Annotated in this window: 23 protein-coding genes and 1 tRNA gene; 6 read left to right on the forward strand and 18 right to left on the reverse strand. The window is 32.6% G+C overall.

Annotated features, from left to right (window positions below):
* Positions 1-35: 35 nt before the first annotated feature.
* Together bshB1 and LL966_RS02280 are read left to right on the forward strand one after the other, a co-directional pair.
* Positions 36-752, forward strand: a complete 717-nt coding sequence (bshB1, locus tag LL966_RS02275; protein ID WP_229349788.1) for a bacillithiol biosynthesis deacetylase BshB1 — start codon at positions 36-38, stop codon at positions 750-752.
* Between the two features lie 79 nt (positions 753-831).
* A tRNA-His gene (locus LL966_RS02280) sits at positions 832-905 on the forward strand.
* A gap of 453 nt (positions 906-1,358) precedes the next feature.
* Here LL966_RS02280 and ypfJ read toward each other — a convergent pair.
* The 8 genes from ypfJ to LL966_RS02320 form a co-directional block, all read right to left on the reverse strand.
* Positions 1,359-2,210: a KPN_02809 family neutral zinc metallopeptidase gene (gene ypfJ, locus LL966_RS02285; protein WP_229349790.1), complete on the reverse strand. Its 852-nt coding sequence runs from the start codon at positions 2,208-2,210 to the stop codon at positions 1,359-1,361.
* Positions 2,211-2,370: 160 nt separating this feature from the next.
* Positions 2,371-6,423, reverse strand: coding sequence for a PAS domain S-box protein (locus tag LL966_RS02290; protein ID WP_229349792.1), 4,053 nt, complete (start codon positions 6,421-6,423; stop codon positions 2,371-2,373).
* 88 nt (positions 6,424-6,511) lie between these two features.
* On the reverse strand, positions 6,512-7,315 hold the full coding sequence (locus LL966_RS02295; protein ID WP_229349794.1) for a hypothetical protein: 804 nt from the start codon (positions 7,313-7,315) through the stop codon (positions 6,512-6,514).
* A gap of 120 nt (positions 7,316-7,435) precedes the next feature.
* Positions 7,436-8,764, reverse strand: a complete 1,329-nt coding sequence (locus LL966_RS02300) for an aldehyde dehydrogenase (protein ID WP_229349796.1) — start codon at positions 8,762-8,764, stop codon at positions 7,436-7,438.
* A 76-nt stretch (positions 8,765-8,840) separates the two neighbouring features.
* Positions 8,841-9,530 carry an RluA family pseudouridine synthase gene (locus LL966_RS02305; protein ID WP_229349798.1) on the reverse strand — a complete coding sequence of 230 codons (690 nt, stop codon included), beginning with the start codon at positions 9,528-9,530 and terminating at the stop codon, positions 8,841-8,843.
* A 196-nt stretch (positions 9,531-9,726) separates the two neighbouring features.
* Positions 9,727-10,545, reverse strand: a complete 819-nt coding sequence (gene panB, locus LL966_RS02310; RefSeq protein ID WP_229349800.1) for a 3-methyl-2-oxobutanoate hydroxymethyltransferase — start codon at positions 10,543-10,545, stop codon at positions 9,727-9,729.
* 51 nt (positions 10,546-10,596) lie between these two features.
* Positions 10,597-11,790: an SH3 domain-containing protein gene (locus tag LL966_RS02315; protein WP_229349802.1), complete on the reverse strand. Its 1,194-nt coding sequence runs from the start codon at positions 11,788-11,790 to the stop codon at positions 10,597-10,599.
* Between the two features lie 108 nt (positions 11,791-11,898).
* Positions 11,899-13,326, reverse strand: coding sequence for an L-serine ammonia-lyase (locus LL966_RS02320; protein ID WP_229349804.1), 1,428 nt, complete (start codon positions 13,324-13,326; stop codon positions 11,899-11,901).
* A 294-nt stretch (positions 13,327-13,620) separates the two neighbouring features.
* Between LL966_RS02320 and LL966_RS02325 the strand changes: the two genes are divergently transcribed.
* From LL966_RS02325 to LL966_RS02340, 4 genes are read left to right on the forward strand one after another with little or no spacing between them, the layout of a single operon-like run.
* On the forward strand, positions 13,621-15,768 hold the full coding sequence (locus tag LL966_RS02325; RefSeq protein ID WP_229349806.1) for a cation:proton antiporter: 2,148 nt from the start codon (positions 13,621-13,623) through the stop codon (positions 15,766-15,768).
* A 12-nt stretch (positions 15,769-15,780) separates the two neighbouring features.
* A complete protein-coding gene (locus LL966_RS02330) occupies positions 15,781-16,230 on the forward strand; it encodes a hypothetical protein (RefSeq protein WP_229349808.1) in 450 nt (149 codons plus the stop codon).
* An 11-nt stretch (positions 16,231-16,241) separates the two neighbouring features.
* Positions 16,242-16,808, forward strand: coding sequence for a hypothetical protein (locus LL966_RS02335; RefSeq protein WP_229349810.1), 567 nt, complete (start codon positions 16,242-16,244; stop codon positions 16,806-16,808).
* Between the two features lie 18 nt (positions 16,809-16,826).
* Positions 16,827-17,189: a VOC family protein gene (locus LL966_RS02340; RefSeq protein WP_229349811.1), complete on the forward strand. Its 363-nt coding sequence runs from the start codon at positions 16,827-16,829 to the stop codon at positions 17,187-17,189.
* Between the two features lie 96 nt (positions 17,190-17,285).
* On the opposite strand, the gene LL966_RS02345 is transcribed toward LL966_RS02340, so the two are convergent.
* The 10 genes from LL966_RS02345 to LL966_RS02390 all read right to left on the reverse strand — a co-directional run bounded on the left by LL966_RS02345 (position 17,286) and on the right by LL966_RS02390 (position 25,285).
* Complete coding sequence (locus LL966_RS02345) at positions 17,286-17,972, reverse strand: 2'-5' RNA ligase family protein (RefSeq protein ID WP_229349813.1); 687 nt, start codon at positions 17,970-17,972, stop codon at positions 17,286-17,288.
* Positions 17,973-17,982: 10 nt separating this feature from the next.
* Entirely contained in the window at positions 17,983-18,882 is a 900-nt protein-coding gene (locus LL966_RS02350) for a TlpA family protein disulfide reductase (protein WP_229349815.1), read from the reverse strand.
* Positions 18,883-18,921: 39 nt separating this feature from the next.
* On the reverse strand, positions 18,922-19,290 hold the full coding sequence (locus tag LL966_RS02355) for an iron chaperone (protein WP_229349817.1): 369 nt from the start codon (positions 19,288-19,290) through the stop codon (positions 18,922-18,924).
* A 247-nt stretch (positions 19,291-19,537) separates the two neighbouring features.
* Complete coding sequence (locus LL966_RS02360; protein WP_229349819.1) at positions 19,538-20,005, reverse strand: SRPBCC family protein; 468 nt, start codon at positions 20,003-20,005, stop codon at positions 19,538-19,540.
* Positions 20,006-20,145: 140 nt separating this feature from the next.
* Positions 20,146-20,727, reverse strand: a complete 582-nt coding sequence (locus LL966_RS02365) for an LOG family protein (RefSeq protein WP_229349821.1) — start codon at positions 20,725-20,727, stop codon at positions 20,146-20,148.
* 83 nt (positions 20,728-20,810) lie between these two features.
* A complete protein-coding gene (locus LL966_RS02370; RefSeq protein WP_229349823.1) occupies positions 20,811-21,332 on the reverse strand; it encodes a GNAT family N-acetyltransferase in 522 nt (173 codons plus the stop codon).
* A gap of 77 nt (positions 21,333-21,409) precedes the next feature.
* Entirely contained in the window at positions 21,410-22,534 is a 1,125-nt protein-coding gene (locus tag LL966_RS02375; RefSeq protein ID WP_229349825.1) for a lactonase family protein, read from the reverse strand.
* A 171-nt stretch (positions 22,535-22,705) separates the two neighbouring features.
* Entirely contained in the window at positions 22,706-23,809 is a 1,104-nt protein-coding gene (locus tag LL966_RS02380) for an MBL fold metallo-hydrolase (protein ID WP_229349827.1), read from the reverse strand.
* Positions 23,810-24,232 carry a DUF1801 domain-containing protein gene (locus LL966_RS02385; RefSeq protein ID WP_229349829.1) on the reverse strand — a complete coding sequence of 141 codons (423 nt, stop codon included), beginning with the start codon at positions 24,230-24,232 and terminating at the stop codon, positions 23,810-23,812. It abuts the gene before it with no gap.
* A 6-nt stretch (positions 24,233-24,238) separates the two neighbouring features.
* A complete protein-coding gene (locus LL966_RS02390; protein WP_229349831.1) occupies positions 24,239-25,285 on the reverse strand; it encodes a serine hydrolase domain-containing protein in 1,047 nt (348 codons plus the stop codon).
* Positions 25,286-25,396: the final 111 nt, after the last annotated feature.

The following is a 25,396-nucleotide window of genomic DNA, read 5'->3' on the forward strand; positions in this document are numbered from 1 at the left end:
GTTGAAATTGATTTTTGACATTGATATTAAAAATTATGAAATTAGACATATTAGCCTTTGGTGCACATCCAGATGATGTAGAATTGGGTTGCGCGGGAACCATTTTAAAAGAAGTTTCACTTGGGAAAAAAGTGGGAATTGTTGATTTAACGCGTGGTGAATTAGGAACGCGCGGAACAGCAGAAACAAGAGATCAGGAAGCAAAAGATGCGGCAAAGATTTTGGGAGTTGCTGTGCGTGAAAATTTAGGACTTCGTGATGGTTTTTTCGTTAATGATGAAAAACATCAATTAGAAGTCATAAAAATGATTCGTAAATACAAACCTGAGATTGTATTGTGCAATGCAATTGACGATCGCCATATCGATCACGGAAAAGGAAGCAAATTAGTTTCTGATTCTTGCTTTTTATCTGGATTAATGAAAATCGAAACTTCGATTGACGGAGAGAAACAAGAAGCGTGGAGACCAAAAGTGGTTTATCATTATATTCAATGGAAAAACATCACACCAGATTTCGTTGTTGATATTACTGGATTCGAAAAAAAGAAAGTAGAAGCGATTTCAGCTTATAAAACTCAATTTTACGACCCAAATTCAAAAGAACCTGCAACGCCAATTACGAGCAAAAACTTCTTTGAGAGTCTAAATTATCGTGCGCAGGATCTTGGAAGATTGGTTGGGAAAGATTTTGCAGAAGGTTTTACAGTTGAAAGATGTTTGGCAGTCAATAGCTTAGAAAATTTGATTTAATTTTTATAAAAATTTTTCATTTTTTTCTTTGTAGAACTCAACCTTTGTTATATATTTGCACTCGCTAAGCAGAAAAATGGTGGTTGTAGCTCAGCTGGTTAGAGTAGCGGTTTGTGGTGCCGCGGGTCGCCGGTTCGAACCCGGTCAGCCACCCAGATTTAAAGCCTTGAAGAAATTCAAGGCTTTTTTTGTGCGTTTATATTTTTTTGAAATCATAATTAAAATTAAAAAATATAGCCCGTGGTTTCAACCACGGGAACGCCCCGGATATGCGTTGTGTAATCTTTACGTTCCCGTGGTTGAAACCACGGGCTATGTTTCTTAATGCTGGTGCGTAATTGATTTTGTCTTTAGAATTGTTAATATTCCATAGTAATACTTCGTCGGTAGCAAAAAAAGGTATTATAGTGTTTGGTGTTCTGTAGCGACACTTGTTTATATGTAAATAAATTTGATAATAATCAAACGTTCCTACGGAACGTATAAACGAATTTCTAAATTTAATTCTACCGACGAGACATTCCTCTGGAATGAATTGTTTTTTATAAAAAAAGCCCAACTTTGGAGTTGGGCTTTTCTGGTGGTTATTATATTTGGTTTATTATGCTATCTAATTTCTTCAAATGTAGTTCCTTGCTTAATATCTCCAGTTTTAAAACCTTTATTAAACCAATACATTCTCTGTTCTGAGCTTCCGTGTGTAAAAGAATCAGGAACTACATGTCCTTGCATTTTGCTTTGTATCGCATCGTCTCCAACTGCATTTGCTGCGCTTAATGCTTCTTCAATATCTCCTGAATCTAAGTTTTCCTGATTATAATGTGCCCAAACGCCAGCATAAAAATCAGCCTGTAATTCTAATGCCACAGATAATTTATTTGCTTGAGCTTCACTTTTTCCTTGTTGGTCTTGACGCATTTTTGCAGATGTTCCCAATAAAGTTTGTATGTGATGACCAATTTCATGAGCAATTACATAAGCAATGGCAAAATCGCCTCCTTTTGCTCCAAATTTATTTTTTAATTCTTCAAAGAAAGCCAAGTCCATATATACTTTTCGATCTCCTGGGCAATAAAAAGGACCAGAAGCCGATGATGCGCCACCGCAAGCAGTTTGTACAGAACCTTTAAAAAGTACTAGTTTTGGTTTTTCGTATGTCATGCCGTGCTCGGCAAAAATTTTACTCCAGATATCTTCATTATCTGCCAAAATAACTCTAACGAAATTCCCCATTTCTTCATCTTCTTTGCTAAGTGGGGCGGTAGTTTCAGTCTGTTGGTTTTGTCCTCCTTGCAATTGCTCTAAAACAGGAGTGATCATTTGAGCATTTTCACCTCCAAAAACATTTACTAAAAGGATAATGATACCGATTATTCCGCCGCCAATAACGGCTTTTCCGCCAGATATGCCTCGTCTATCTTCTACATTATCACTTTGTCTTCTGCCTTGCCATTTCATATTGAATTCTTTTTAAACTTATTATCTAAAAGGTTGTACGAATTTATAGATTTTTTATGATAAATTTTACATTTGAAAGATTTATGTTTGGTTTTTAGTCGCAGTTAAAGTCTTAATTGGAGATTTAGACTGAAATCTGTGACTGAGACTGAAAACTAAATTATCCAAGCCATTTGGTTAAGGCTTCTTCAACAATTCCTTTCATGATAGGTTTAGAAATATAATCGTCCATTCCGGCAGAAATACATTTATTCTTTTCCTCTTTTTCTGTTCCAGCTGTTACCGCGATTATCGGAATATCGCGACCTTTTGGACTGTTTCTGATGGCTTTTGCTGTTTCATAACCATTCATAATTGGCATCTGAATGTCCATGAAAATTATTGTTGGATTAATTTGTTCAAATTGTTGTATCGCCTCATACCCATTTTCGCATTCGTATATGTAGGCATTATTATAAAGGTTTTTAATGATAGTTTTTAGAAGAAGCATATTTACTTTATTGTCTTCTACAATTAAAAATGTAATCTTATTACCGTCGCGCTCTACATTTTCAGAGTCCAATTCGATATTTAAATTTTTGAGTTCTGTATTGTATTTATCAGTAATGCTTTGGTTACTTGTTTTTAAGTTCAAATCAAAAAAGAAAGTGCTTCCTTCATCTATTTTACTTTCAAGCTGTAGTCGGCTTTCCATCAAAGCCAATAACTGATTTGAAATGGTTAATCCTAATCCTGTTCCTCCAAATTTTCTCGTTGTAGAACTATCTTCTTGTGAAAAAGCTTTGAAAATTTTCTTTTGGTTTTTTTCCAGAATTCCGATTCCAGTGTCAATCACAGCAAAACGAATCAGATGATAATTGTTTTTCTTTTTTTCTAGAACAGAAACATTTAATTTGATAGAACCTTCAGTTGTAAATTTTATCGCATTAGAAAGGAGATTAATTAAGATTTGTTTGATTCGAACAATATCGGTCCAAATGAATTTTGGTACATCACTATCAATATTCAGTTCAAGAGTCAGATTTTTTTGATTTGATTCGTAAACAATCAGATCAAAAACCTGTGCTAAAACCTTTTTGATATCATAAAGATCAATAAACAATTCTAATTTTCCTGCTTCGATTTTAGAAAAATCCAGTATGTCATTTACAATTTCAAGTAGCGAATGCGCCGATTGATTTATAGTGGTCATGTATTTTTCCTGAATTTCTTCCAATTCGGTTTTCATCAATAAATGAGTAAAACCAATAATTCCGTTGAGCGGGGTTCTAATTTCGTGCGACATATTAGCTAAGAAATCAGATTTAGATTTGCTGGCCGCTTCTGCCAATTGTTTCGCTTTTATGGCATCTTCAATTTCTTTTTTATTGGTGATGTCAAAATAAATTCCACCCACAAATTCAATTTCATCATCTCTTTTTATTACATCTCCAAATTCTTCAATCCAGATATATTCTCCGGTTTTTCGCTGAATTCGATAAACATTATGCAACGGCATTCCGTTTTGTAAATTATCAATCTGATTGTTGATTACTTCTTCTTTATCATCATGATGAATCAAGGAAAGGAATGATAAATTATTTTCGATAAATTCTGATTTTGAATATCCAGTTAAGTTCAGAACTTCGTCATTTAGGAAAATCTTCGTAGAAAAAGCATCAAATTTGGATAAGTAAACAGTTCCAGGAATATTGTTAGCTATTAACTTAAACTTCTCTTCACTTTCAAGTATTTTGCTTTCATTACGATTGCGTTCTAAGGCAGACGAGATATTATTGGCTAATACCTGAAAAATATTGATTTCGTCTTCAGACCATTTTCTTTCATTAAAACAATCGTCAAAACCTATAAAACCAGTAAAAAGATCATTGATATAAAGCGGTAAAATTAATATAGACTGGATTTCATTATTAATTAAAAGCGTTTTAAAGAAACCTTCGTCAAGCTGACTTGTCAACGTATTTAAAATTTTCTTCTGTTGAGCGGCATCGTAAATTTCTTTTAAATTTTCTTCGGTCATATGGCGCAGCGGTGTAATCTGATGCGCAACTCCCTCGCGTGACCATTTGTATTTTTGGCTTACCGTATTGTAAATCGGATCTTTTTCGTAATAATACATATGATCTACTTTTGCAGCTCTTCCTATAATGTTATAAGTTTCCTTAAACATTTGTTCGGTCGTTTTGCTCAATAGAAATTTTTCGGTACAGAGCGAAAGCGCAGATAAAAGATTACTTTTAAATTCTAGTTTTCTTTCAGCCTCCAATCTCATTTGTGAAGAAATGGCAAGTGAAATAACATCAGAGATTGTTCTCGCATAATTGATATCTTCATTGTCCCATTCTCGTTTTTTTTCCGTGCTTTCAAAACAGACAACTCCAGCCAGTTGTCCAGTTAAGAAAATAGGAACATCCAACATCGACTTGATATTGTTTTGTGTAAAGTATAATTTTTGAAATTCAGAAGTCTCTAATTTATTGAAAACATCTGGAGCATTAATAATCGCTTTGTTGCTTAAAGTTTCAAAATAAATTGGATACGATTCTTTGTTTAGAATATTTTTATTATTTAAGTTTTGATTGTCAAGACTATAAAGATTTTGGCAGGTAATTAAATCACTGTCGTATTTCCAGAAACTCACTCGATCGACATTGCTTATTGCTGATGCTTCTTTTAAAATTAAATCAATTACAATGTTTAATTTGTCGTATTTACTGAAATCGGTTGTTGACAGTTTTTTGGTTGAATTATTGTAAGCTTCAATTTTTTTGAGACGTCTTTTTTTCTCTTTTTCGATATTCTTTTTTTCTGTAATATCTCTTGCTATTCCTGAAAAGCCTGCAAATTGCCCGAATTCATTTCTTCGTACGGTAATTTTTTGAGAAATCCATATTTCTTTTCCGTTTTTCTTCAAAATCGGAATTTCTATCACGGGATTATTTGCTTCATTTACAACTAAATTGGAATAAAAATCCGCCGCATTTTTAACGTATTGTTCTCGAATAAAATTAGAATAGTGTTTCTTAATAATTTCATTTTCTGAATAACCTAAAATAGAAATACCAAATTCATTTATGAAGGTGAAATTACCATCAGTATCAAACTCGAAAATAATATCTGTTGCGGTCTGAATTAGATTTTTGTATTGGTTTTGAACAAGAATTTGTTCTGTAACATCCTGACCAATGCTTATTATCAAATCGTCAGAGAATTTTTTGTCTTTCCATTGAATGTATTTAAACTCTCCGTTTTTACATTTCAATTTTCGGATATAAATTTTGTCTTCTTGGTTTTTTACGGGATTTAATTTTGCTGTAAATTCAGAATCCTGTGTTAATTCCCAAAATTTTAATCCCATAACTTCTTCTGGCTGATAACCCAAAATAGAGATGATGGTTTCGCTGCAAAATAAAATTTCGCCCTTTTGATTAACAGCAATAGTAAGTGAGTTTCCTTTATGAACAATTTCATTTGCAAACCTAAAGTTATCGCGATTGTTTAATAAAACAGCATATTTTACTTGGTTGATTATGAATATTAGAATACAGAAATTAATCAGTAAAATAGAAGATTTTATTGGGATGAGATGAAAAGCTACGGTTACAATTAGAAATGTAAAAACTAAACCAACAAAAAGCCAATATATTCGTATGGGTTTAAGAATGTTATACGAAAAGAAAAAAGATATTAGAAAAACAATTATAGGAACAACATCGCTTCGAAGTAAAATAATATTTGAGCCTACATAGCTCATGTAAATGAAAAAACAAAAGATAAAAATTTGTTGAATTTTATCGCGTAACCATTTTATTTTATCAGTAATAGCATAAATAATCAGTACACTGATACCAATGTAAACATTTAAAACTAAAAGACTTTTGGGTCTAATTTTGAAAATTTCATTTATAATTTCGATTACAATTACTGCAATTCCGAAAAATAAAATGTATAACTGATATTCTTTGCTAACAGTATCCTGTTCTTTCTTTTTTTCAATGAAGTATCCAATTTTAGATTTAATTCTAAAAAACTGATAAACGAGCAGTGCAAGAAAAGCAAAAAGAGATAATCCTAAAACAATAAGTTTTGGGTTATTGTAGAAAATAATGTCTGAAGAAAATAGTTGCCAACTTGCCATAATAGCATCTAAGGCATTTCCGATACTAGAAATTCCTGAAATTACCGAATTGAAAAAACTATAGTCCACGGCCATAGAATTTGGGGTAGTTGGTTTACTAAAAAGCCTTTGAAAATTCTTAAAAAGAGTTGGTCAGTCTTCTTATGAATAAGATTTTTCTATTTTATTCTACACTAGAATTTCCAATTGAATCAATTGAATCTTCTTGTTTTATTCCAAATATCGCGTAATATGTTGCATAAATCATTGAGGAATTAAAGACGATCGTAAAAAGTACAAGTATACCACAGCCAATAAGACCGACAAGAGAGCCGATAAAACCTAGAATGAAAAAAGCAAATATGGTAAGCGGTTTTTTGGTAACAATGATAAAACTTGATTTTATAGCCTCAATTCCTTTTAGTTTTCCAAAGACAATTAACGGAATTGATAAAAACATGAAGTAGGATATAAAGTACGGTATTGCAATTGCAATAGTATTTCCTATAGAGGAGCTGTCAATGTTTTTAACTATTTCGGAAATGCCTGTTCCTATTAAAGCGGGAATAAAGGCATTTATAAATAATTGTATGAAATAAGGAGCCTTATAATAGCTGAAAATTGTTGAAACATTAAATTCGACATCTCTATCTGCAGAATCTGCCATTTTTAAAAAACCAGCCATAAAAGGTGCTAGTAAACCAGCCAATGTAGCCAATCCAAGAGAATGTATTAAAAGTTCGTCTCCAGATAACTTTCGTTTGCTATATTCTCCGATGAAGTCTTTTTTGATATTTTCTATTCCGAAAAAGGCAGTTATTGTTCCCATATAAGCCACGGCGACAATGATCGAAAAGATAAAAAAGATAAGTCCGGAATAAACTGCTATTTTCTTATAGTTTTCGAAGGCATGGTCAAAAGTTGTAGCAAAATCAAGTGAATAGCCATTTTTTTTAATGTCCTCAATTTGATCAAGTGTAGATTTCATTTTTTGCGTAAAATTGTTTTATAGACTTGTAATATTTTATAAGTATCTTGACGTAAATATAGTATTTTAAATCAAATCCGTATAAAAATCTACAAAACATTCCGTAGAAGATTAACTATTTTAAAGCCAGTCTAAAATGCGTTTTATAGAAGCCAGTTTGTCTTGGTAAGGTGCATATCGCATTGGTAAATCGAGCCAATTTCCCTTTTTTACAATAGCCTTATGATGAGAAAAAGTGTCAAAGCTAAGCTGGCCGTGATATGCGCCAATTCCGCTATGACCAACACCGCCAAATGGAAGCCTTTTATTGGAGAAATGAATTACGGTATCATTGATACATCCTCCTCCAAAAGAGTACTTTGAAATTAATTTTTGAGCAAACGAATTATTTTCACTAAAAATATAAAATGAAAGAGGTTTCTCATAACGGCTCACAACGTTTTCAATGTCATTTAGATTCTCATATGTAAGAATTGGAAGAATAGGACCAAAAATTTCTTCCTTCATAACCGGACTATCTAAATCAGGTTCTTCCAATAGAGTGGGAGCGATGTAAAGTTTATTGGCATCACTTTCTCCTCCAAACAAAATATGTTCATTTTGAATCATATTTGTTAGTCGGTACCAGTTTTTGGTATTTATAATTCGTGCAAAATCAGGAGATTTGTCTGTCTTTTTTCCGTAAGCTTTGATTATTTCTTCAATTAAACACGTAATAAAATTAACTTTCATGTTTTTCTGAACCAAGATATAATCGGGTGCGATACAAGTTTGTCCAGCATTGATAAATTTTCCCCAGACAATACGTTTTGCTGCCAGTTTTAAATTGGCAGTTTCATCTACTACGCATGGATTTTTTCCGCCTAATTCTAAAGTTACGGGGGTTAAATGTTCTGCGGCAGCTTTTGCAATGATTTTTCCAACGGCAACACTTCCGGTAAAAAAAATATAGTCCCAGCGTTGCATCAATAATTTATTTGAAACTTCTACACCGCCTTCAAAAACTTCTACGTGATTGATGTGAAATGTTTTTTCTATAATTTTTGCAATAATGGCAGAGGTGTGAGGCGTAAGTTCAGACGGTTTTAAAACTACCTTATTTCCAGCTGCAACCGCAGCAATCAAAGGGCATAAAGCCAGCTGAAAAGGATAATTCCAGGGAGCAATGATTAAAACATTGCCATAAGGTTCTTTGTAAATATAATCGCTGGAAGGGAAATTGAGAATTGAGGGAAAAATACGTTTTGGTTTTGCCCATTTTCGGATATTTTTAATAACATCTTTTAGTTCAGAAATCACATAATGCGTTTCTGTGACAACAGCTTCAAACTCTGGTTTTTTAAAGTCATCATACAAAGCTTTTATAATTAAATCTTCGCTTTTCTGAATATTATATAATAACTTTTTTAGAGTTTCTTTTCGATATCCGATGTCGCTTTTATAATCCATTTTCCGATTAGCTTGATTTTTACTCTATGCAAGTTAATCGATAAAAATTAAAAAATTAACAATTAAATCATAAAAATCATACTGCATTCCAGATCGAATCATCTGGTGTAGGTGCAATAATTGTAATTTCTTCCTTAGAAACTGGATGAGTAAAAGTTAGTTTTCGGGCGTGAAGATGAATACCGCCGTCTGGATTACTTCGGTCTGCCCCATATTTTAAGTCCCCTTTAATTGGAGATCCAATCGCTGTTAATTGCGCACGAATCTGATGATGGCGCCCAGTATGCAAATTGATTTCCAACGCAGTGTAATTCTGAAGTTCTTTGATTATAGTGTAATCTAAACTCGCCAATTTACTGTCAGGAACTTCTTTTAAATGTGCTTTTGAAGTATTATTTTTTTCATTTCTTTTTAAATAATGCACCAATTTAGCTTTAGCCTCTTTTGGTTTATTTTTCACAACGGCCCAATATGTTTTTTTAGTTTCACGATTGCTAAATAATTCGTTCATTCGTGATAAAGCTTTACTAGTACGGGCAAAAACCACAATTCCAGTTGTTGGTCTGTCCAAACGATGGATGACACCCAAAAAAACATCTCCAGGTTTGTTGTATTTAGCTTTAATGTATTCTTTTACAACATCAGACAAAGGTTTGTCACCTGTTTTATCTCCTTGTACAATATCGCCAACACGTTTATTAACCACAATAATGTGATTGTCTTCGTGAAGAATTTGCAAATTATTTTTATCAGATAGTATTTTCAAAATCAATCAGTTAGTTTGATGAAATTTGGCAAAAGCCTATAATGTGTTTTAAAAATAAACCTCCAGCTAAAGCTGGAGGCAATTCATAAAAAAAATCTTTGTCCCGAAACTTCGGGATTGAGCCTTTGTTACTTTGAATTTTTGTGCCTAAAAAAACTTAGTCCCTTAGAATCTTAGCAACTTAGAACCTCAAAAATTAATATTGTTCTTTCTCGTTAGGGAAATCACTTGATTTAACATCTGCAGCATACTGGCTTATTGCACCTGTCATTTCTTCGTAAAGATTTAGATAGCGGCGTAAGAAACGCGGGCTAAATTCGTTATTCATTCCAAGCATATCGTGAATAACTAAAACCTGACCGTCTACACCACCTCCAGCACCAATTCCGATTACTGGAATAGAAATGCTGTCAGCAACTTTTTTAGCTAAATCAGCTGGGATTTTTTCAAGTACAACTCCAAAACATCCAATTTTTTCTAGCATTTGAGCATCTTCAATCAATTTTTCAGCTTCTTCTTCTTCTTTTGCACGAACGCTGTAAGTTCCGAATTTGTAGATTGATTGAGGAGTTAAACCTAAATGTCCCATTACTGGAATTCCAGCATGTAATATTTTTTTAATAGACTCTTTAATTTCTTTTCCGCCTTCTAATTTTACTGCGTGTCCGCCACTTTCTTTCATAATTCTGATAGAAGAACGCAAAGCTTCTTTAGGGTCAGATTGGTAACTTCCAAAAGGTAAATCTACTACAACTAGGGCTCTTTCGACGGCACGAACTACAGACGAAGCATGATAGATCATTTGATCTAAGGTAATTGGCAGAGTTGTTTCGTGACCCGCCATCACATTCGATGCAGAATCACCAACTAAAATTACATCAACACCCGCAGTGTCAACAATTTTTGCCATTGTATAATCATAAGCTGTAAGCATAGAGATTTTTTCTCCATTACTTTTCATTTCAATTAATGACTTTGTTGTGATTCTTTTATAATCTTTCTTTGCTACTGACATTTTTTTTGTTTTTTGATATTGTAAAAGTATTGAATAATTGTAAAACGGGAATCAGCAATAATAGAATATTTCGACAGAAAATAGTTTTCCATCTTTAAATTCTAATCTAAATTGACTGTCTTCCATTATGATAGAATAATGATGAGGCCATTTTAACGATGCTTCAATATAGGTTCCATATTTTTCAATGAAAGCTTTTTCAGACAGTGTGTGATCTAAAATTGCATTCGGATTGATGATGAATTTATTATTTTCATTAATAAAAACTTTAATGATTTCGGCTTTGTTTTCTTTTTCATTTACAGAAACTTCCAAGTCTGGATAATAATAAAACAAATCACTTAAGTAAATGCCACACTCATCTCCAATTTTGTTTTTCTTTGGAGGAATTCCAAAAGTTTTAACCAAATCGGTCTGAGAAATATAAACTGATTTTGTTTTAAAACCTTTTAATGAATAATGAGCTTTCTGAGTAAAGGCAATAATTTGTTCTGGCAGTTTATGATTGGCTAAAGCTTTTGCTAGATCCATATTTAATTCGGTTTCAGCAATTAATTTGGGATCGTTTATCTGTTTTACAACTTCAGTATATCTTTTGTAAGCTGGAATTAATGAGGAGTAATCTGTATTCCATGCTAATTCTACAATTCTTTCGCTTAGCGTTTTACGTTCCCCAATAGCGTTAATATCTAGTTTGTCAAAATCTTTTAATAAAGAATCGAAATTAGGTCTTGCGCCCAGAAATTTTCTTAAAGTATATTTGGCGTATTCTTCATTAAAATTCCCATTTATATTTACCCATTCATCAGAATTTACAGGAAGATAATTTACAGGAACGGGATCACCAGTAAAAAGAATTTCTCTAATTTTTGCATTTTTATCTGGTAAAGCTCTTGCTTTCAATCCTGCGGCTAAAACAAAAAGATGGTTTCCTCCGTAATAAGCGTCGCCACCTTCTAAAATTGGATTTTCTTTGTCTTTTATTTTTACATCTTTGGCATTTAACCTTTTAGCGATGTATTTCTCTTGTACAAATCCTTCATTAAAATTATCAGACTGTACTTTTTGCCATCCATTTTGACTTTCAGATAATACTCGAACTTCTGCGCCATATTTAAAATAACCCAAAAAATCAGCAGATAAGTTTGGAGAAGTATAAAGTCTTGTATCTGAATTTAGAAAATAACGTTCTTGAGAATGCAGTAGAACAGAACAGAAAAAAAGTAAAAAGTAAAGTTTTTTCATGAAGTTGATTTTGTTTTTTGCCACGAATTTCACGAATTTTCACGAATTATTTTTTTATTCACTTCAATAAAATTCGTGGAAATTCGTGAAATTTGCGGCAAACTTATTTTAACAATCTGCCATATTTACAGCAATTGCAAGTCCGCCTTCTGAGGTTTCTTTATATTTAGAATTCATATCTTTTGCCGTTTCCCACATCGTATTAATTACTTTGTCTAAAGGTACTTTTGCATTTTTCGAATCAGTTTCTAGAGCCAATTCAGCAGCATTTATGGCTTTAATTGCTCCCATTGTATTTCTTTCAATACACGGGATTTGAACCAAACCTCCAATTGGATCACAGGTTAAACCTAAATGATGTTCCATTGCAATTTCTGCAGCCATTAAAACCTGTGCAGGAGTTCCGCCCATTAATTCGCAAAGTGCTGCAGCGGCCATTGATGACGAAACACCAATTTCTGCCTGACATCCGCCCATTGCGGCAGAAATAGTAGAACCTTTTTTAAAGATACTTCCAATTTCGCCTGCAACCATCAGAAATTGTTTGATTTCTTTTTCGCCTGCATCATGATTTTCAATGACCATATAATACATTAAAACGGCTGGAATTACGCCAGAACTTCCGTTGGTTGGAGCTGTAACAACGCGACCTAAAGATGCGTTTACTTCATTCACGGCAAGTGCAAAACAGCTTACCCATTTTAAAATCTGACGAAATTTAACCTCAGTTTTTCTAATTTCTTGTAACCAGCTTTGCGGATCGTTATAATTAGATAATCCGATTAGGTTTTGGTGCATGTCGAAAGCTCTTCTTCGTACGTGAAGTCCGCCCGGAAGTATTCCTTCCGAATGACAACCGATGTACATGCATTCTAACATTGTATTCCAAATACGCATTAATTCAGAATGCACTTCGGCTTCCGGCCGCATCGAAATTTCATTTTCATATACAATTTCAGAAATCGATTTGTTCTCAGAAATCGTATAGGCTAATAATTCAGCTGCGTTTTGAACCGGATAAGGAAATGCACATTTTATAACTTCTTTCAGTTTAGCATTCGTGCGTTCTTCCTTCACCACAAATCCGCCTCCGATAGAATAGAAAGTAGATTCATATTCTGAATTATCAGCTTTATAAGCAGTAAATTTCAATCCATTTGCATGGAAAGGAAGAAAATCTTTATTGAAAACAATGTCTTGAAGAAAAAAGAACGGAATCATTTTTTGGTTGCCCAAATTGATTTCGTTTGTAGTTTCAATTTTTTTGATAATTCCCGCAATATCTTCAACCGGAATATATTCAGGATCTTGTCCGCTTAGACCCAACATAACAGCAAGATCGGTTGCGTGACCCTTTCCTGTTAAAGAAAGAGACCCGTATAAATCTACTTTTACTCGTGTAATATCGTCTAAAATTGCTTCGTCTTTCAGCTCTTCAAGAAAGCGTTCAGCAGCGCGCCAAGGTCCCAAAGTATGTGAACTTGAAGGGCCAACGCCAATTTTAAGCATATCAAAAACAGAGATACATTCTTCCATTGTTCGTTTTTTGTTAAGACAAAGATAATTGAATAATGCAATGAAGATTCATGTTTGAATGTTAATCTTGCGTATTTATTAAAAAATATATTAAATTTTAATAATTCGGCAACAAAATAATTTTAAATCCTTAATATGCAGTTTCCGTTAAAAGTTCGTCTTTTTTAGGTATTTTTGTAAAAGAACGAGTTTATAAAAGACTCGATTCTTAATATTAATACTTCCTGGATTTTGTTTTAATTCTGAAAATGTCTTTTTACAAATTAGAATACCACAAGAAGATAAAGTTACCATATGATAGAATTTTTCAAACATCTATTACAAGAATTCGAATTACCGCTAAGCAACCCAGTATTGATTTTTTCGTTGATACTTTTTATTATCCTGCTTTCACCTATTTTGCTTAAAAAAATTAATATTCCAGGTATTATCGGGCTGATTATTTCTGGAGTCATCATTGGACCTCACGGATTAAATATTTTAGCAAAAAATTCAGCTGTTGATCTATTTTCAACTATCGGATTGCTTTATATCATGTTTATTGCTGGACTAGAATTGGACATGAACGAGTTTAAAGCCAATCGAAATAAAAGTTTATTATTTGGCTTTTTCACTTTTATTTTTCCGCTTTCTATCGGATTTCCAGTATGTTTTTATTTACTGAAATATGACTTTAATGCCAGTTTCTTAACCGCAAGTATGTTTGCTACGCACACTTTGGTAGCTTATCCTATTGTAAGCAAATTAGGAATTGCAAAAAATCAAGCTGTTGCCATTACTGTCGGTGGAACTATTTTAACAGATACTGCCGTTTTGATTATTCTTGCCGTTATTATGGGAAGCAGTCAAGGAAACCTAAATCAAGCATTTTGGATTAAATTGGGAGTTTCGTTGGCGATTTTTTCGGCGATTATGTTTTTGGTTATTCCGAGAATTGCAAAATGGTTTTTTAAGAAGTTGGAAAGTGAAAAACATGCCCATTATATTTTTGTGCTTTCTGTTGTTTTCTTTGCAGCCTTTTTGGCCGAAGTAGCAGGAGTAGAGCCGATTATTGGAGCATTCGTGGCAGGTTTGGCGTTAAATCCTTTAATTCCTCATTCGTCGGCTTTAATGAATAGAATTGAGTTTATCGGAAACGCATTGTTTATTCCATTTTTCTTGATTTCGGTAGGAATGCTCGTTGATGTCAGTGTTATTCTTAGTGGTCCGACTGCATTGATTGTCGCAGGAACTTTGAGCGTTGTAGCGATTTTTGGTAAATGGATTGCGGCTTTCTTTACGCAAATTGTTTTTAAATACAGCAAAACAGAAAGACAGCTTATTTTCGGATTGAGCAGTGCGCACGCCGCTGCAACTTTAGCTGTAATTTTGGTTGGATTTAAAGCTAAAATTTTAGACGAAAATATCTTAAACGGAACCATTATATTAATTCTGATAACTTGTATTGTGGCTTCTTTTGCAACAGAAAAAGCGGCAAAGAAAATTGCGATCTGCGAAGAAGAAATTTCACACGACGATGCTGAAAAAGATCAGATTTTAGATGAGCATATTTTGATTCCGCTGGCTAAAACTTCTGCGGCCGCGAGTTTGTTGGATTTTGCACTTTTAATTAAAGATAAAAAATCATCAAATCCGGTTACATTATTGACGATTGTTCCGAATAATAATCAGGCGGAAAAGAATATTTTAAAATATAGAAAAGCCGTTGATAAATTTGTGGTTCAGGCTTCGGCTTCAGAAGTGAAAATCAATACAATTGCCAGAATCGATCATAATCCTGCGAGTGGAATTGCAAGAACTTCTAAAGAAATCATGTCAGATATTGTGATTGTAGGATGGCCGAGAAAGACAGGATTTTTGGATAAAATTTTCGGTGAAAATGTAGATTCTATTATCAATAATGTGGATAAAAATTTATTTATCTGCCGATTTCAAAAGAATTTTATTGAAGAAAAAAGATTGGTTTTTGTTTGTCCTCCTTTTTCAGAAAGAGGAATTGGGTTTCATTTATTAATTCAAAAAGTCAGCCGTTTATCTCAAGAATTAAGTATCCCGATTGTGATTCATGCCGAATATAAAACACACGAAACGATTCAGCAAATTGCTAATAATTTGAAACTAAATGCTAAATTAGGATTTAAAAATGTTTCGGATTGGGAAGATTTTGAATCTATTTCAGATGAAATAAAATCAACGGATTTAGTTGTTTTCAATCTCTCAAGAAAAGGTTCTGTTTCGTACCAATCTATTTTTGACAAACTGCCTCAGAAATTCGAAAAATCTTTTGATGACAACAATGTTATTTTGGTTTATCCGCAAGATGATAGAAAAGAAAGTGCTATGGACGCCTATGAAGATTTTACCGCTTCGCCTTTAGCAAAAGGAATTGAAGCGATTGAACAGATTGGTCGTGGTTTGGGAAGTATTTTAAAAAAAGGATAAATATCTAGTTTTATGAAAAGCTGTAAAACGTTTACACTTGCTGCTTTTTGCATCTTTTTTTTAAGTTGTAATAAAAATAAAGTAGAAGAATCAAATCTAGATTCTCAAACGAAAAATAGTTTTGAATCTAAGAAAACAGAAACAGCTGAAAACTTCGAAGAATTCAATAAAAAATTTCATTCAGATTCTATTTTTCAGGTTTCAAGAGTTGATTTTCCAATTGAAGGAAAACATGTTTCTGGCTTTGAACAATACAATTGGACAAGAAAGAATTGGGAATTCCTTGCTATTCCTGTTGCAGAAAAAACAGAAATAGGAGAATATGAACATTCCTTAATAAAAACAGATTCTCTAATTATAGAAAGATTTTGGATTCCAGATAGTGGTTTCGAAGTTGAAAGACAATTTAAATTGATAAACAACAAATGGTTTTTAATTTCTTATAATGATATAAACTTGTAATTCTTTTACAAATGAGGCTTAAATTTTTTTTGCACTTTCTTTTTATTTCGTTTGTGAGTTTTTCTCAAAATGGGAAACTTACTGGGAAATTAATTTTAAAAGATGTTGAAAATTATAAAAGTGTTTCTGAAAAAACTTATATAATATTGAAGACAGGAAATAGAATTGATAGTGTAAAAGTAAATCATAATTTAAGTTTTGTCTTTAATAATTTAGCTACAGATACTTTAAGATTATCCATTTCACCTAGAACATATCCAACCAATATTATTTATCGAGTATGTTTAAAAGAGAATGAAGTTAAACATGTTGAAATTCCCTATGCTTCAATTTGTCCATATAGCGAAGGCAAAGGCAATGTTTGTCCTGTATGTAAAAAGAATGATCAAGTAATTCCGATTGTTTATGGATTTACTATGAAAATTAAATATAGAGATAAGAACGGTAATGCGACGGATAAAAATGGCAAAATAATTTCTAAAGAAGAAGAGGAAAAAGTCACTTCTAAGCAAGGCGGCTGCGTCATTACAGATTGTCAACCCAATTGGTTTTGTCAATTGGATAACATAGATTTTTAAATTGAAAACTAAACTAAAATGGAAAATAACATAAAATCAATTCGACCATTTATTGGTTCTAAAAATTTCGAGATTTCAAGAAGTTTCTATCGTGATTTAGGTTTCGAGGAAACGGTTTTAGACGCAAAAATGTCTGTTTTTAAATCCAATGAAATTGCCTTTTATCTGCAAGATGCTTACGTACAAGACTGGATTGACAATACCATGATTTTTGTTGAAGTTGAGAATGTTGAACAATATTATAGTGAACTTTCTGCTCTAAATCTTCCAGAAAAATATGAAGGGGCAAAGTTAAGTCCGATACAATATCTAGAGTGGGGAAGTGAATGTTTTCTGCACGATCCATCTGGAATTTTATGGCATTTTGGTAAGTTCAAATAAAATACAGATTTAAGTTTACCACTAATTTCACAAATCCCAACGATTTTATTTTACTTTATATCAGAGAATAATTCGTGAATTCGTGGCTAAAAAAAATCACCTCAAACCAAAATCACCCAAAACTTTTGTAGTGCTTTTGCGCTGATACCAATCATTGTAAACCAATTCTAAATTTTTGACATCAAATTCCCCAAAATCATAATCGCGGAATTTTTGCGCTATTTCAATTAATTTTTTCGGATTATGGAGTTTTTCCTGAAAACGCATTATCGTAGAATGCGCCGTAAAGATAGAATAACGAGTGTCCATACTTTGCTGTAATCCTGAATTTTTGAAATTTTCACGAAGTTTATTTCGTAAATTATTTAAAGTTTCATCACGAGGAAATCCCTGAATCATCAAAGCTGATGGAGAAGCGGTTACGCCTTTATAATGAATTTTGATTTTGTCTACATCTACCAAACTTCTGCAAATAATTTCGATATATTCTTTTGGCGAAATCTGATTTAAAGTAAAGTTTTCCGAACACGAAATAATAGACATAACCGTAATATGAATGTCTGAATCAGGATAAAAATATTGTTCAGGTTCTACTTTTTTTAATTCATGAATAAAATGCTCAATATTGGCTTTAATTTCCTCATTTGGGCGAATAAGCAACGTGATGCCAAAACGAGAATCAGATTGGTTTTTAAGCTCTAAATCTATAGAATATTTTCCTGCTGTAATTGTTTTAGCAGAAGTTTCAAAAAGTTGGTTGTAATGTTCTGTTAGGTCGTTCATTAGAAATGTATTATTCGGCGTCAAAAATAGATTTTAATTGCTGTTGCAGATCGTGCTTGTTGGTTTCTCCACTGCCTTTCCATTTACCAATAATAATGCCGTTTTTGTCTATTAAAACTTTATGCGGAATCCCGTTAACAAAATAATCTGTAGTGACACTTTTGGTGTCTTCTGAAGTAAAAATGTGTCTCCAGATTTCTATTTTTTCTTTTGAAATAGCTTTTTTCCAAAGATCTGTTTTATCGTCTTTTGCAATGCTAATTATTTCAAAACCTTGTTGATGATATTTTTGATACAATTCTTTAATATAGGGCAATTCTTCGCGGCACGGCCCACACCAGCTTGCCCAAAAATCTATTAAAACATATTGTTTTCCTTTAAATTCGTCTAGCGAAATAGTTTTATTATTAATATCTTTTAAAGAGAATTCTGGCGCTTTGCTTCCAACTTTACTTTGTTTAAAATATCTCAGCTTTTCTGCCATTTCGAGACCTTTCTCAGAGTTCTTTATTTCGGACGAAAAATTTTCAAAAACTTCAACAAAAGTGTCATAAAAATTCATTCCAATAAAGCGATTTACAGGTATTCTGATTAAGCTTAGGGAACGCAATGAATTTGGGTGATTTTTAGCAAAAACAAAATCAAGTTTTAGTTCATTGATGTCATTTTGATCTTTTGCATTCTCTAAATCATCTAGTTGAAGTATTAATTGATTCTTAGTTACAGAATCTTTTTCAATTTCTATTTTGGAAAAAATTCCTTTTTGCAGTCCAATAATTGAATCTCGGATTTTTTTAGTTGGTTTGTGCAGTTCTAAAATTTCTTTTTCGATTGAAGATTCATCCTGAGCGAAACTCAAATTGCTTACAAGAAAAATAAAAAGGATAAACAGAAGGTTTAATTTTTTCATCGAAAAAGAGTTTGTGGTCCGTAATACTTCAAATTTAAGCTATTTCTTTTTCACTTTCTCTAAATTCTCTTTGACTCTAAATTTGACAATTTTAGTAATCAAATCGTAAGGTATTTTTTCTTTCAATGGAAATTGGACAGATCCTTTGCCAGATTTATATTTAGAAAGTGCTTCAGCGAAAGCTTCGTGCCCGCTTGGGAGAGCGTACAATCCGATATGATTTTTGAAGGCGGCAAAATAAACCACAATTCCATTTTGTTCAAAAGCCGGCATAGAATAACTGATTTTTTCTTTGGCATCTGGCGCAGCTTTCTGAATGGTCATTCTGATTTTCTCCAAAATTTCCTGAACGTCATTCGGAAATGCGCCAATATATTCATCGATATTTTCAGGTTTTTTAACTTCCATTTTTTTTTTTTTTTTCGTTTCAAGTTTCAGGTTTCAAGTTCTCATCAGTAACGTGAGTTTTTTTAACGTAAAGTGCGCTAAGGTATTTTAATTACGTGACTTGGGAAATCTTTGTATTAAGTTCGCAAAGCTTTGTCTGCAAAAAAATATATAAATAAGCTTTGCGATCTTTATCATTTTGATGACTCTCAAAAAAACTTCGCGAACTTTGCGAAAAACCTTTGTGCTCTTTGCGTTTAAATAAACATCAAGCAAGGCCTTTCGGAAATCGATCTAAAACCAAATTCAACAGTAAATTATGTTCTAAATAGGCTTTCGCGCCAGCCAAAACAAGCGTAAAACCTTCTGTAGAATTTCGAACTTGATCGATTATTTTGTCTGAATCTCCTTGAAAACCTGAGTTGGTAATGCTTACAAAAGTTTCATGTTCGTTTAATGGATTGAAAACCCATTCTACCAAAGTAATTTCGTCAGGATTTCCCCATTCAATAACAATCTTTTTATTTTCTTGAAGCACTATCGTTTTTACGGAAAGTGAAAAACCATACATTTCCCAAGTCCACTCGGTTTTTTGATCTTCTTCCAGTTTTCCTGAGCCTTTTGTAAACCAAAATTTACTCGTAATCTGAGGATCTATAAAAGCCTGAAAAACTTCTGAAACAGGTTTCCGTATTAGCATTTCTGCTTTTGCAAATTTGTTGTTTTCTGTTTTCATTTTTTTTGAGGTTAGAAGTTATAAGTTAGATGTAAGAAGTTGGTTTACAACTGAAACTCAATTTTTTCTTGCAACCTCTAATTTATGAAATAGTTGCAGTAAAAACGTGAAAATTTACCTAAAAGTGGTTCTAAAATGATTTAGACTTCTTTTTTATCAATCCATTTTCCAACAGTTGGAGCAGTATAATTTTTCATTTGTTCTAATAAATCATCTATGGTATCGCTAACTAAAAGCATTTTCTGATTTACTTCTTTCAATAAACCTTTTTCAGTCATTGTTTCTAATAACGTGATAAGAGAATCATAAAAACCGTTAATGTTTAAAATAGCGATTGGTTTTTTATGAAGTCCAAGTTGTGCCCAAGTCAACATTTCGAAAAGTTCTTCAAGAGTTCCAAAACCACCTGGAAGCGCAATTACGCCATCGCATAAATCATTCATTTTAGTTTTTCTTTCATGCATGCTTTCAACCAAAATCAATTCGGTTAAACCCTGATGCGCAATTTCTTTCGATCTTAAAAAGTTCGGAAGAACGCCAATAACTTTTCCCCCAGCATTTAAAGCTCCGTCAGCAAAGGCGCCCATTAAACCTACATTTGCTCCGCCGTAAACTAATTCTATATTTTGTTCAGCAAGAGTTTTTCCAACTAAAATCGCTTGTTCTTCATATACTTTTTCAGTGCCAAAACTAGAGGCACAGAATACTGTTATTCTTTTCATTTTTTGTTTTTTTGTAAATGTAAAATGTAAAATGTAGAATGTGAAATGTGAAATGTGAAATGATTTTACTAATCACTAATTCACTATTTCTTTAATTCATATTCAAAATAAGGCATATCTACGCCATTTGCGGTAATAAACATATCTCTTACTTTTTCTGCTCCAAGTTTTAGAACAGCCTTTTGCGAACGGAAATTTTCTGCTCCTACATGGAAGAGTACCGAATTTACGTACTGAAAGGCATAGTCAATTAATAGTTTTTTACAAGATTTGTTATATGGTCCGCCCCAATATTTTCTAGTTATAAAAGTGTAACCAATCGCCACACTCGATTCTTCTGGTTTGTAATCGTAAAAACTGGTTGTTCCCATAATCTCGTTGGTTTCTTTATTGAGAATTAAGAATGATCCTTTTGTAATTATGATATCAAAATAAGTTTTAAATCCTTCACTTGTATATCTATTTTTGACAGGATTTTGGTCCCAGATCAATGGATCTGAAGCTGCTTTAAATAGTTCTTCAAAATGTTTTTCTTCTAATGGAATTAGTTTTACGATTTCATTTTCTAAAATATCTGGTTTTAAATTGAAGTTTGATGCTGTCATTTTTTTAGTTTTTAGTTAGTTTTTTTGCTTGAGATATTCTTCGACTTCGTTCAGAATGACAAAAGATAATAGAATAGTTAAATCTTTTTTATTTGAACACAAGAAACATCTTGTATATTAATTTCTTTTCCAGTTTTCTTCAATAATCCTGTTTTAGGATTTCTTTTAAAGACAATTACATTTCCGGTTTGAACATTAGAAGCAACTAAAAATTTACCGCTTTCGTCAATGGCAAAAACACGAGGATGTTTGCCAAAAGTAGATTGATAACCAATATTTTTCAAAAGCCCATTTTTGTCGATAGAGAAAATAGCAATGTTATTTTCTTTTCCGCGATTTGTAGCATAAAGAAATTTTCCGTCGGGCGAAATGTGTACGTCAGAACTTTCAAAACCGTCTTTTATTTTATCAGGATGTGTCGCAAGACGCTGAATTTTATTTAAAACACCATTTTCATAATTATAAACACTTATTTGTCCAGCCATTTCTTCAATACAATATCCCCATTTTTGATTCGGATGAAAAGTAAAATGTCTTGGTCCAGCTTCTAAATCCGTTTTTGTAAATGGGTTTTTAGTTTCTATCAAAGGCTTTTTCTGATTTTCGTCAAAAGCATAACAGCGTATTTTATCGGCGCCTAAATCGGGCAAAAATAAATAATCAGAATTAGGAGAAAATACAGCCGAATGAACGTGAGATCTAGTCTGTCTTTCTTTATTAACACTTCCGTCCATATATTGAAAATTCTGCGCGATCGAATCGATTTTTCCATTTTCTAATATCGGAAAAACAGAAACGCTTCCTTCTGTATAATTCGCATTTGCAATCCATTTTCCGTTTTTATGAACTGAAACATAAACTGGATTTTCACCACCGCTTCTTTGGCTATTTAAAAAAGTAAGTGATTTTGTTGCAGGATTAAATTCAAAACTGCTGATGCTTCCTGCATTTGGTGTTTTCGTATCCGTGCAAGCGTAGATATATTTCCCGTTTGGAGAAACCGTTAAATAGGAGGGATTCACGACATTTTTAACCGAAGTGAATTTGGTCAGTTTTCCATTCAAAGTATCCAATTGATAAACCTGAATTGCTTCAGCCGTTTTATCACGATTGTATGAACCTAAAAAGACGTAGGTGTTCTGAGCAAATAGATTTACGGTTAGGAGAAATGCAATTGCTAGATAATATATTTTTTGTTTCATTTTTTTTGTTTCAAGTGCTGAGTTCGTTGTCAGGCTGAGCGAAGTCGAAGCCCAATTGCCAATAGGAATGCCCTTCGACTTCGCTCAGGGTGACATTGCAATTAACAATTAATAATTATCAATTATCAATTATCAATTATCAATTACCAATTATCAATTATCAATTACCAATTACCGAACATTACGCCACCATTGTTTAAATTCTTGTTTTTCATTTTTCAATTCCACTTTTTCGCCAATCATTGGGGTAATTAAAGGAATCGGATTTTCACTTAAGCCATTCAATTCTGTGACTTTATTCAAAGGTTCGTCCCAAGAGTGAAGTGATAAAGCAAATTTAGACGAATGAACAGGAAATACTCTTTTTGCTTTTAAATCTTTCATGGCTTTTATGACATCTTCGGGCATATTGTGAATGTATTTCCATTTTTGGTTGTATTGGCCATTATCGATCAAAGCGACATCAAAAGGACCATATTTTTCGCCAATTTCGGCAAAATGTGAATCGTAACCGCTGTCGCCGCCCAAATACATTTTAAAATCTTTAGTTTCTAAAACAAAAGAAGTCCAAAGCGTATTGCATCTTTTGAAACTTCTTCCCGAAAAATGCCTTGAAGGTGTTGTATGAATAGTTAGATTTTCATCCAATTGAATGGTACTGTACCAATCTTTTTCGATAATATTTTCAGCTGGAAATCCCCAGAATTCGAAATGAGAACCAACACCGAGAGCGGTAATTATTTTCTTGGTTTTTGGTTTTAATTTTAAAATAGTATCGTAATCCAAATGATCGTAATGATCGTGCGTAATTAACAAATAATCAATTTCAGGAAGATCGTCAACCGCATAAATATCAGAGCCTTTAAACGATTTTGTTGTACCAGGAATAGGAGAGGCGTTACCGCTAAAAACGGGATCAATCAGAAATCGTTTTCCTGCTAATTGAATAAAATACGAAGAGTGGCCGAACCATACCAAAATATCCTCTTCAAGAGAAAGGTCTTTTAAATTGGTTTTGATTGACGGAATTAAATCGGTAGGAGTTTTTCGGTCTACTTTCTTAAAGAAAAATTCTAACAAAACTCCAGCCATACTTTCGCCTTCGGCTAAATCGGGAGTAAAACTTTGATTTTCGAATTTTCCATTTTTATATTGAAGCGATTTCTCAATTAAAAGCTGTCTTTCGCCAGAAGGAGCTTTTCCAAATTTTGGATGCTGAAGAAATCTATAAACAGCAAAAACTATTAAAAATAATAAGATTAAAAATGTGATCATTTATTTTGAAGGATATAAATTTTGAGTGTATTCTATTGAAAGTAAAATTATCTTTATTAAAATTTCAATGTCAATATCGTTTAATTTTTTAATGTAAATACACGCTTTTGATGACGTGTGTTTTCCTAATTTCGACAATAGTTCGTCTCTATTTTCTTCTGGTAAATAAAAATAAACAGTGGTTGCCGCTTTTCGTGGAGAAAAACCTGCTAACGGAGCATCGCCTTCATGGCCGCTGGCGTATTTGTAATGATAACTTCCAAAACCAATAATGCTTGGTCCCCACATTTTGGGTTCAAACCCCGTTATTTCTTGGATTATTTTTACAAGTTGAAAGGCATCATTACGCTTTGCTTCGTTATCAACAGCATTTATAAAATCGTTGACACTGCTTACGGTTTCAGTGGTTTTGTTTTTAGCCATTTTGAATTATTTTTTACTTAATAAATCGCTTTTGAGTAAAATATTTTTGATTTGAAATTCAGAAGCATAAAACAATTTAGAATCTTCGGGCATCTGATTTTCTAAAACAATTAAACTCACATAGCTTTCCGGAAAATACAAATTTACCGAAGAAAATCCATCTCCCAAGCCAGTGTGTCCAAGATATTTAACCGATTCTTTTTCTATAGTTCGAATTCCGTATCCGTAACCATCTTTTTCTTTTCCAAAGAAATTATGTTGCGACAGAATGGTGTTTTTAATTAACAATTGATAAGTTTCTGGTTTTAGGATTTTCCCTTTATGTAGATTGTTATTCCAAATAGCCAAATCTGAAACGGTAGAAATTATGCCATCTGCGCCTAAAGTTTCATCGGTAATCTGTCTAGAATTATTGGGTTCGAATTTAGTATTGCTGAAAAAATTACCTTTCGCCAAATTTTGTTCTTTATCTTTTGAATAACAGAAAGTCTGATTCATTTTTAATTTTTTAAAAAGTGATTCTGCAACTTCTCTATATTTTTTTTTAGTACTAAATTCTACAATTTTTCCAACAAGATTAAAACTTAGATTTCCATATTTATAGTCGGTTCCAGGTTTAAAAATTAAAGGTTTTTGTAAATCGACAATTCCGTGTGAATGATTTAAAAGCTGATGAACTGTGACAGAATCTGCCCAAGTTTGCTTTAATTCAGGTAAATATTTTTTTATTGGAGCATTCAAATCCACTTTACCTTTTTCTACTTCTAACAAAAGCAAAACAGCAGCAATTAATTTACTGTTCGACATGATTTCGAATTGTGTATCTATCTGTAAAGGTTTTTTGGTTTCGAAATTGGCAAAACCTTTCACTTTTGAATACAAAGTTTTTCCGTTTTGGGAAATCAAAACAACGCCGTTAAAATCAGGATTGCTATTTTGAATGACACTATCAATGTTTTTTGTATAATCATCTTTCTTTTGTGCTGTTGAATTACAGCTAGAAAAAATTATTAATAAGGATAGAAAAGATGAAAATTTAAAAATCGAGTTCATTGGTTGTTTATAGGGTTATTTTTGTTTGAAGTTTCAGGTTTCATGTTTGACGTTCGTTGAGAAATTTAAACGCAAAGTTCGCAAAGCTTTGCGTTCTTCTGCGGCTGGCAA

The organism is Flavobacterium chungbukense, from assembly GCF_020805785.1.
GTDB lineage: Bacteria > Bacteroidota > Bacteroidia > Flavobacteriales > Flavobacteriaceae > Flavobacterium > Flavobacterium chungbukense.

Bases quoted from the DNA above. Each gene is read 5' to 3' on its own strand.
- bshB1 (WP_229349788.1), top strand. From the start codon at position 36: ATGAAATTAGACATATTAGCCTTTGGTGCACATCCAGATGATGTAGAA.
- ypfJ (WP_229349790.1), bottom strand. From the start codon at position 2,210: ATGAAATGGCAAGGCAGAAGACAAAGTGATAATGTAGAAGATAGACGA.
- LL966_RS02290 (WP_229349792.1), bottom strand. From the start codon at position 6,423: ATGGCCGTGGACTATAGTTTTTTCAATTCGGTAATTTCAGGAATTTCT.
- LL966_RS02295 (WP_229349794.1), bottom strand. From the start codon at position 7,315: ATGAAATCTACACTTGATCAAATTGAGGACATTAAAAAAAATGGCTAT.
- LL966_RS02300 (WP_229349796.1), bottom strand. From the start codon at position 8,764: ATGGATTATAAAAGCGACATCGGATATCGAAAAGAAACTCTAAAAAAG.
- panB (WP_229349800.1), bottom strand. From the start codon at position 10,545: ATGTCAGTAGCAAAGAAAGATTATAAAAGAATCACAACAAAGTCATTA.
- LL966_RS02315 (WP_229349802.1), bottom strand. From the start codon at position 11,790: ATGAAAAAACTTTACTTTTTACTTTTTTTCTGTTCTGTTCTACTGCAT.
- LL966_RS02320 (WP_229349804.1), bottom strand. From the start codon at position 13,326: ATGGAAGAATGTATCTCTGTTTTTGATATGCTTAAAATTGGCGTTGGC.
- LL966_RS02325 (WP_229349806.1), top strand. From the start codon at position 13,621: ATGATAGAATTTTTCAAACATCTATTACAAGAATTCGAATTACCGCTA.
- LL966_RS02330 (WP_229349808.1), top strand. From the start codon at position 15,781: ATGAAAAGCTGTAAAACGTTTACACTTGCTGCTTTTTGCATCTTTTTT.
- LL966_RS02335 (WP_229349810.1), top strand. From the start codon at position 16,242: ATGAGGCTTAAATTTTTTTTGCACTTTCTTTTTATTTCGTTTGTGAGT.
- LL966_RS02340 (WP_229349811.1), top strand. From the start codon at position 16,827: ATGGAAAATAACATAAAATCAATTCGACCATTTATTGGTTCTAAAAAT.
- LL966_RS02345 (WP_229349813.1), bottom strand. From the start codon at position 17,972: ATGAACGACCTAACAGAACATTACAACCAACTTTTTGAAACTTCTGCT.
- LL966_RS02350 (WP_229349815.1), bottom strand. From the start codon at position 18,882: ATGAAAAAATTAAACCTTCTGTTTATCCTTTTTATTTTTCTTGTAAGC.
- LL966_RS02355 (WP_229349817.1), bottom strand. From the start codon at position 19,290: ATGGAAGTTAAAAAACCTGAAAATATCGATGAATATATTGGCGCATTT.
- LL966_RS02360 (WP_229349819.1), bottom strand. From the start codon at position 20,005: ATGAAAACAGAAAACAACAAATTTGCAAAAGCAGAAATGCTAATACGG.
- LL966_RS02365 (WP_229349821.1), bottom strand. From the start codon at position 20,727: ATGAAAAGAATAACAGTATTCTGTGCCTCTAGTTTTGGCACTGAAAAA.
- LL966_RS02370 (WP_229349823.1), bottom strand. From the start codon at position 21,332: ATGACAGCATCAAACTTCAATTTAAAACCAGATATTTTAGAAAATGAA.
- LL966_RS02375 (WP_229349825.1), bottom strand. From the start codon at position 22,534: ATGAAACAAAAAATATATTATCTAGCAATTGCATTTCTCCTAACCGTA.
- LL966_RS02380 (WP_229349827.1), bottom strand. From the start codon at position 23,809: ATGATCACATTTTTAATCTTATTATTTTTAATAGTTTTTGCTGTTTAT.
- LL966_RS02385 (WP_229349829.1), bottom strand. From the start codon at position 24,232: ATGGCTAAAAACAAAACCACTGAAACCGTAAGCAGTGTCAACGATTTT.
- LL966_RS02390 (WP_229349831.1), bottom strand. From the start codon at position 25,285: ATGAACTCGATTTTTAAATTTTCATCTTTTCTATCCTTATTAATAATT.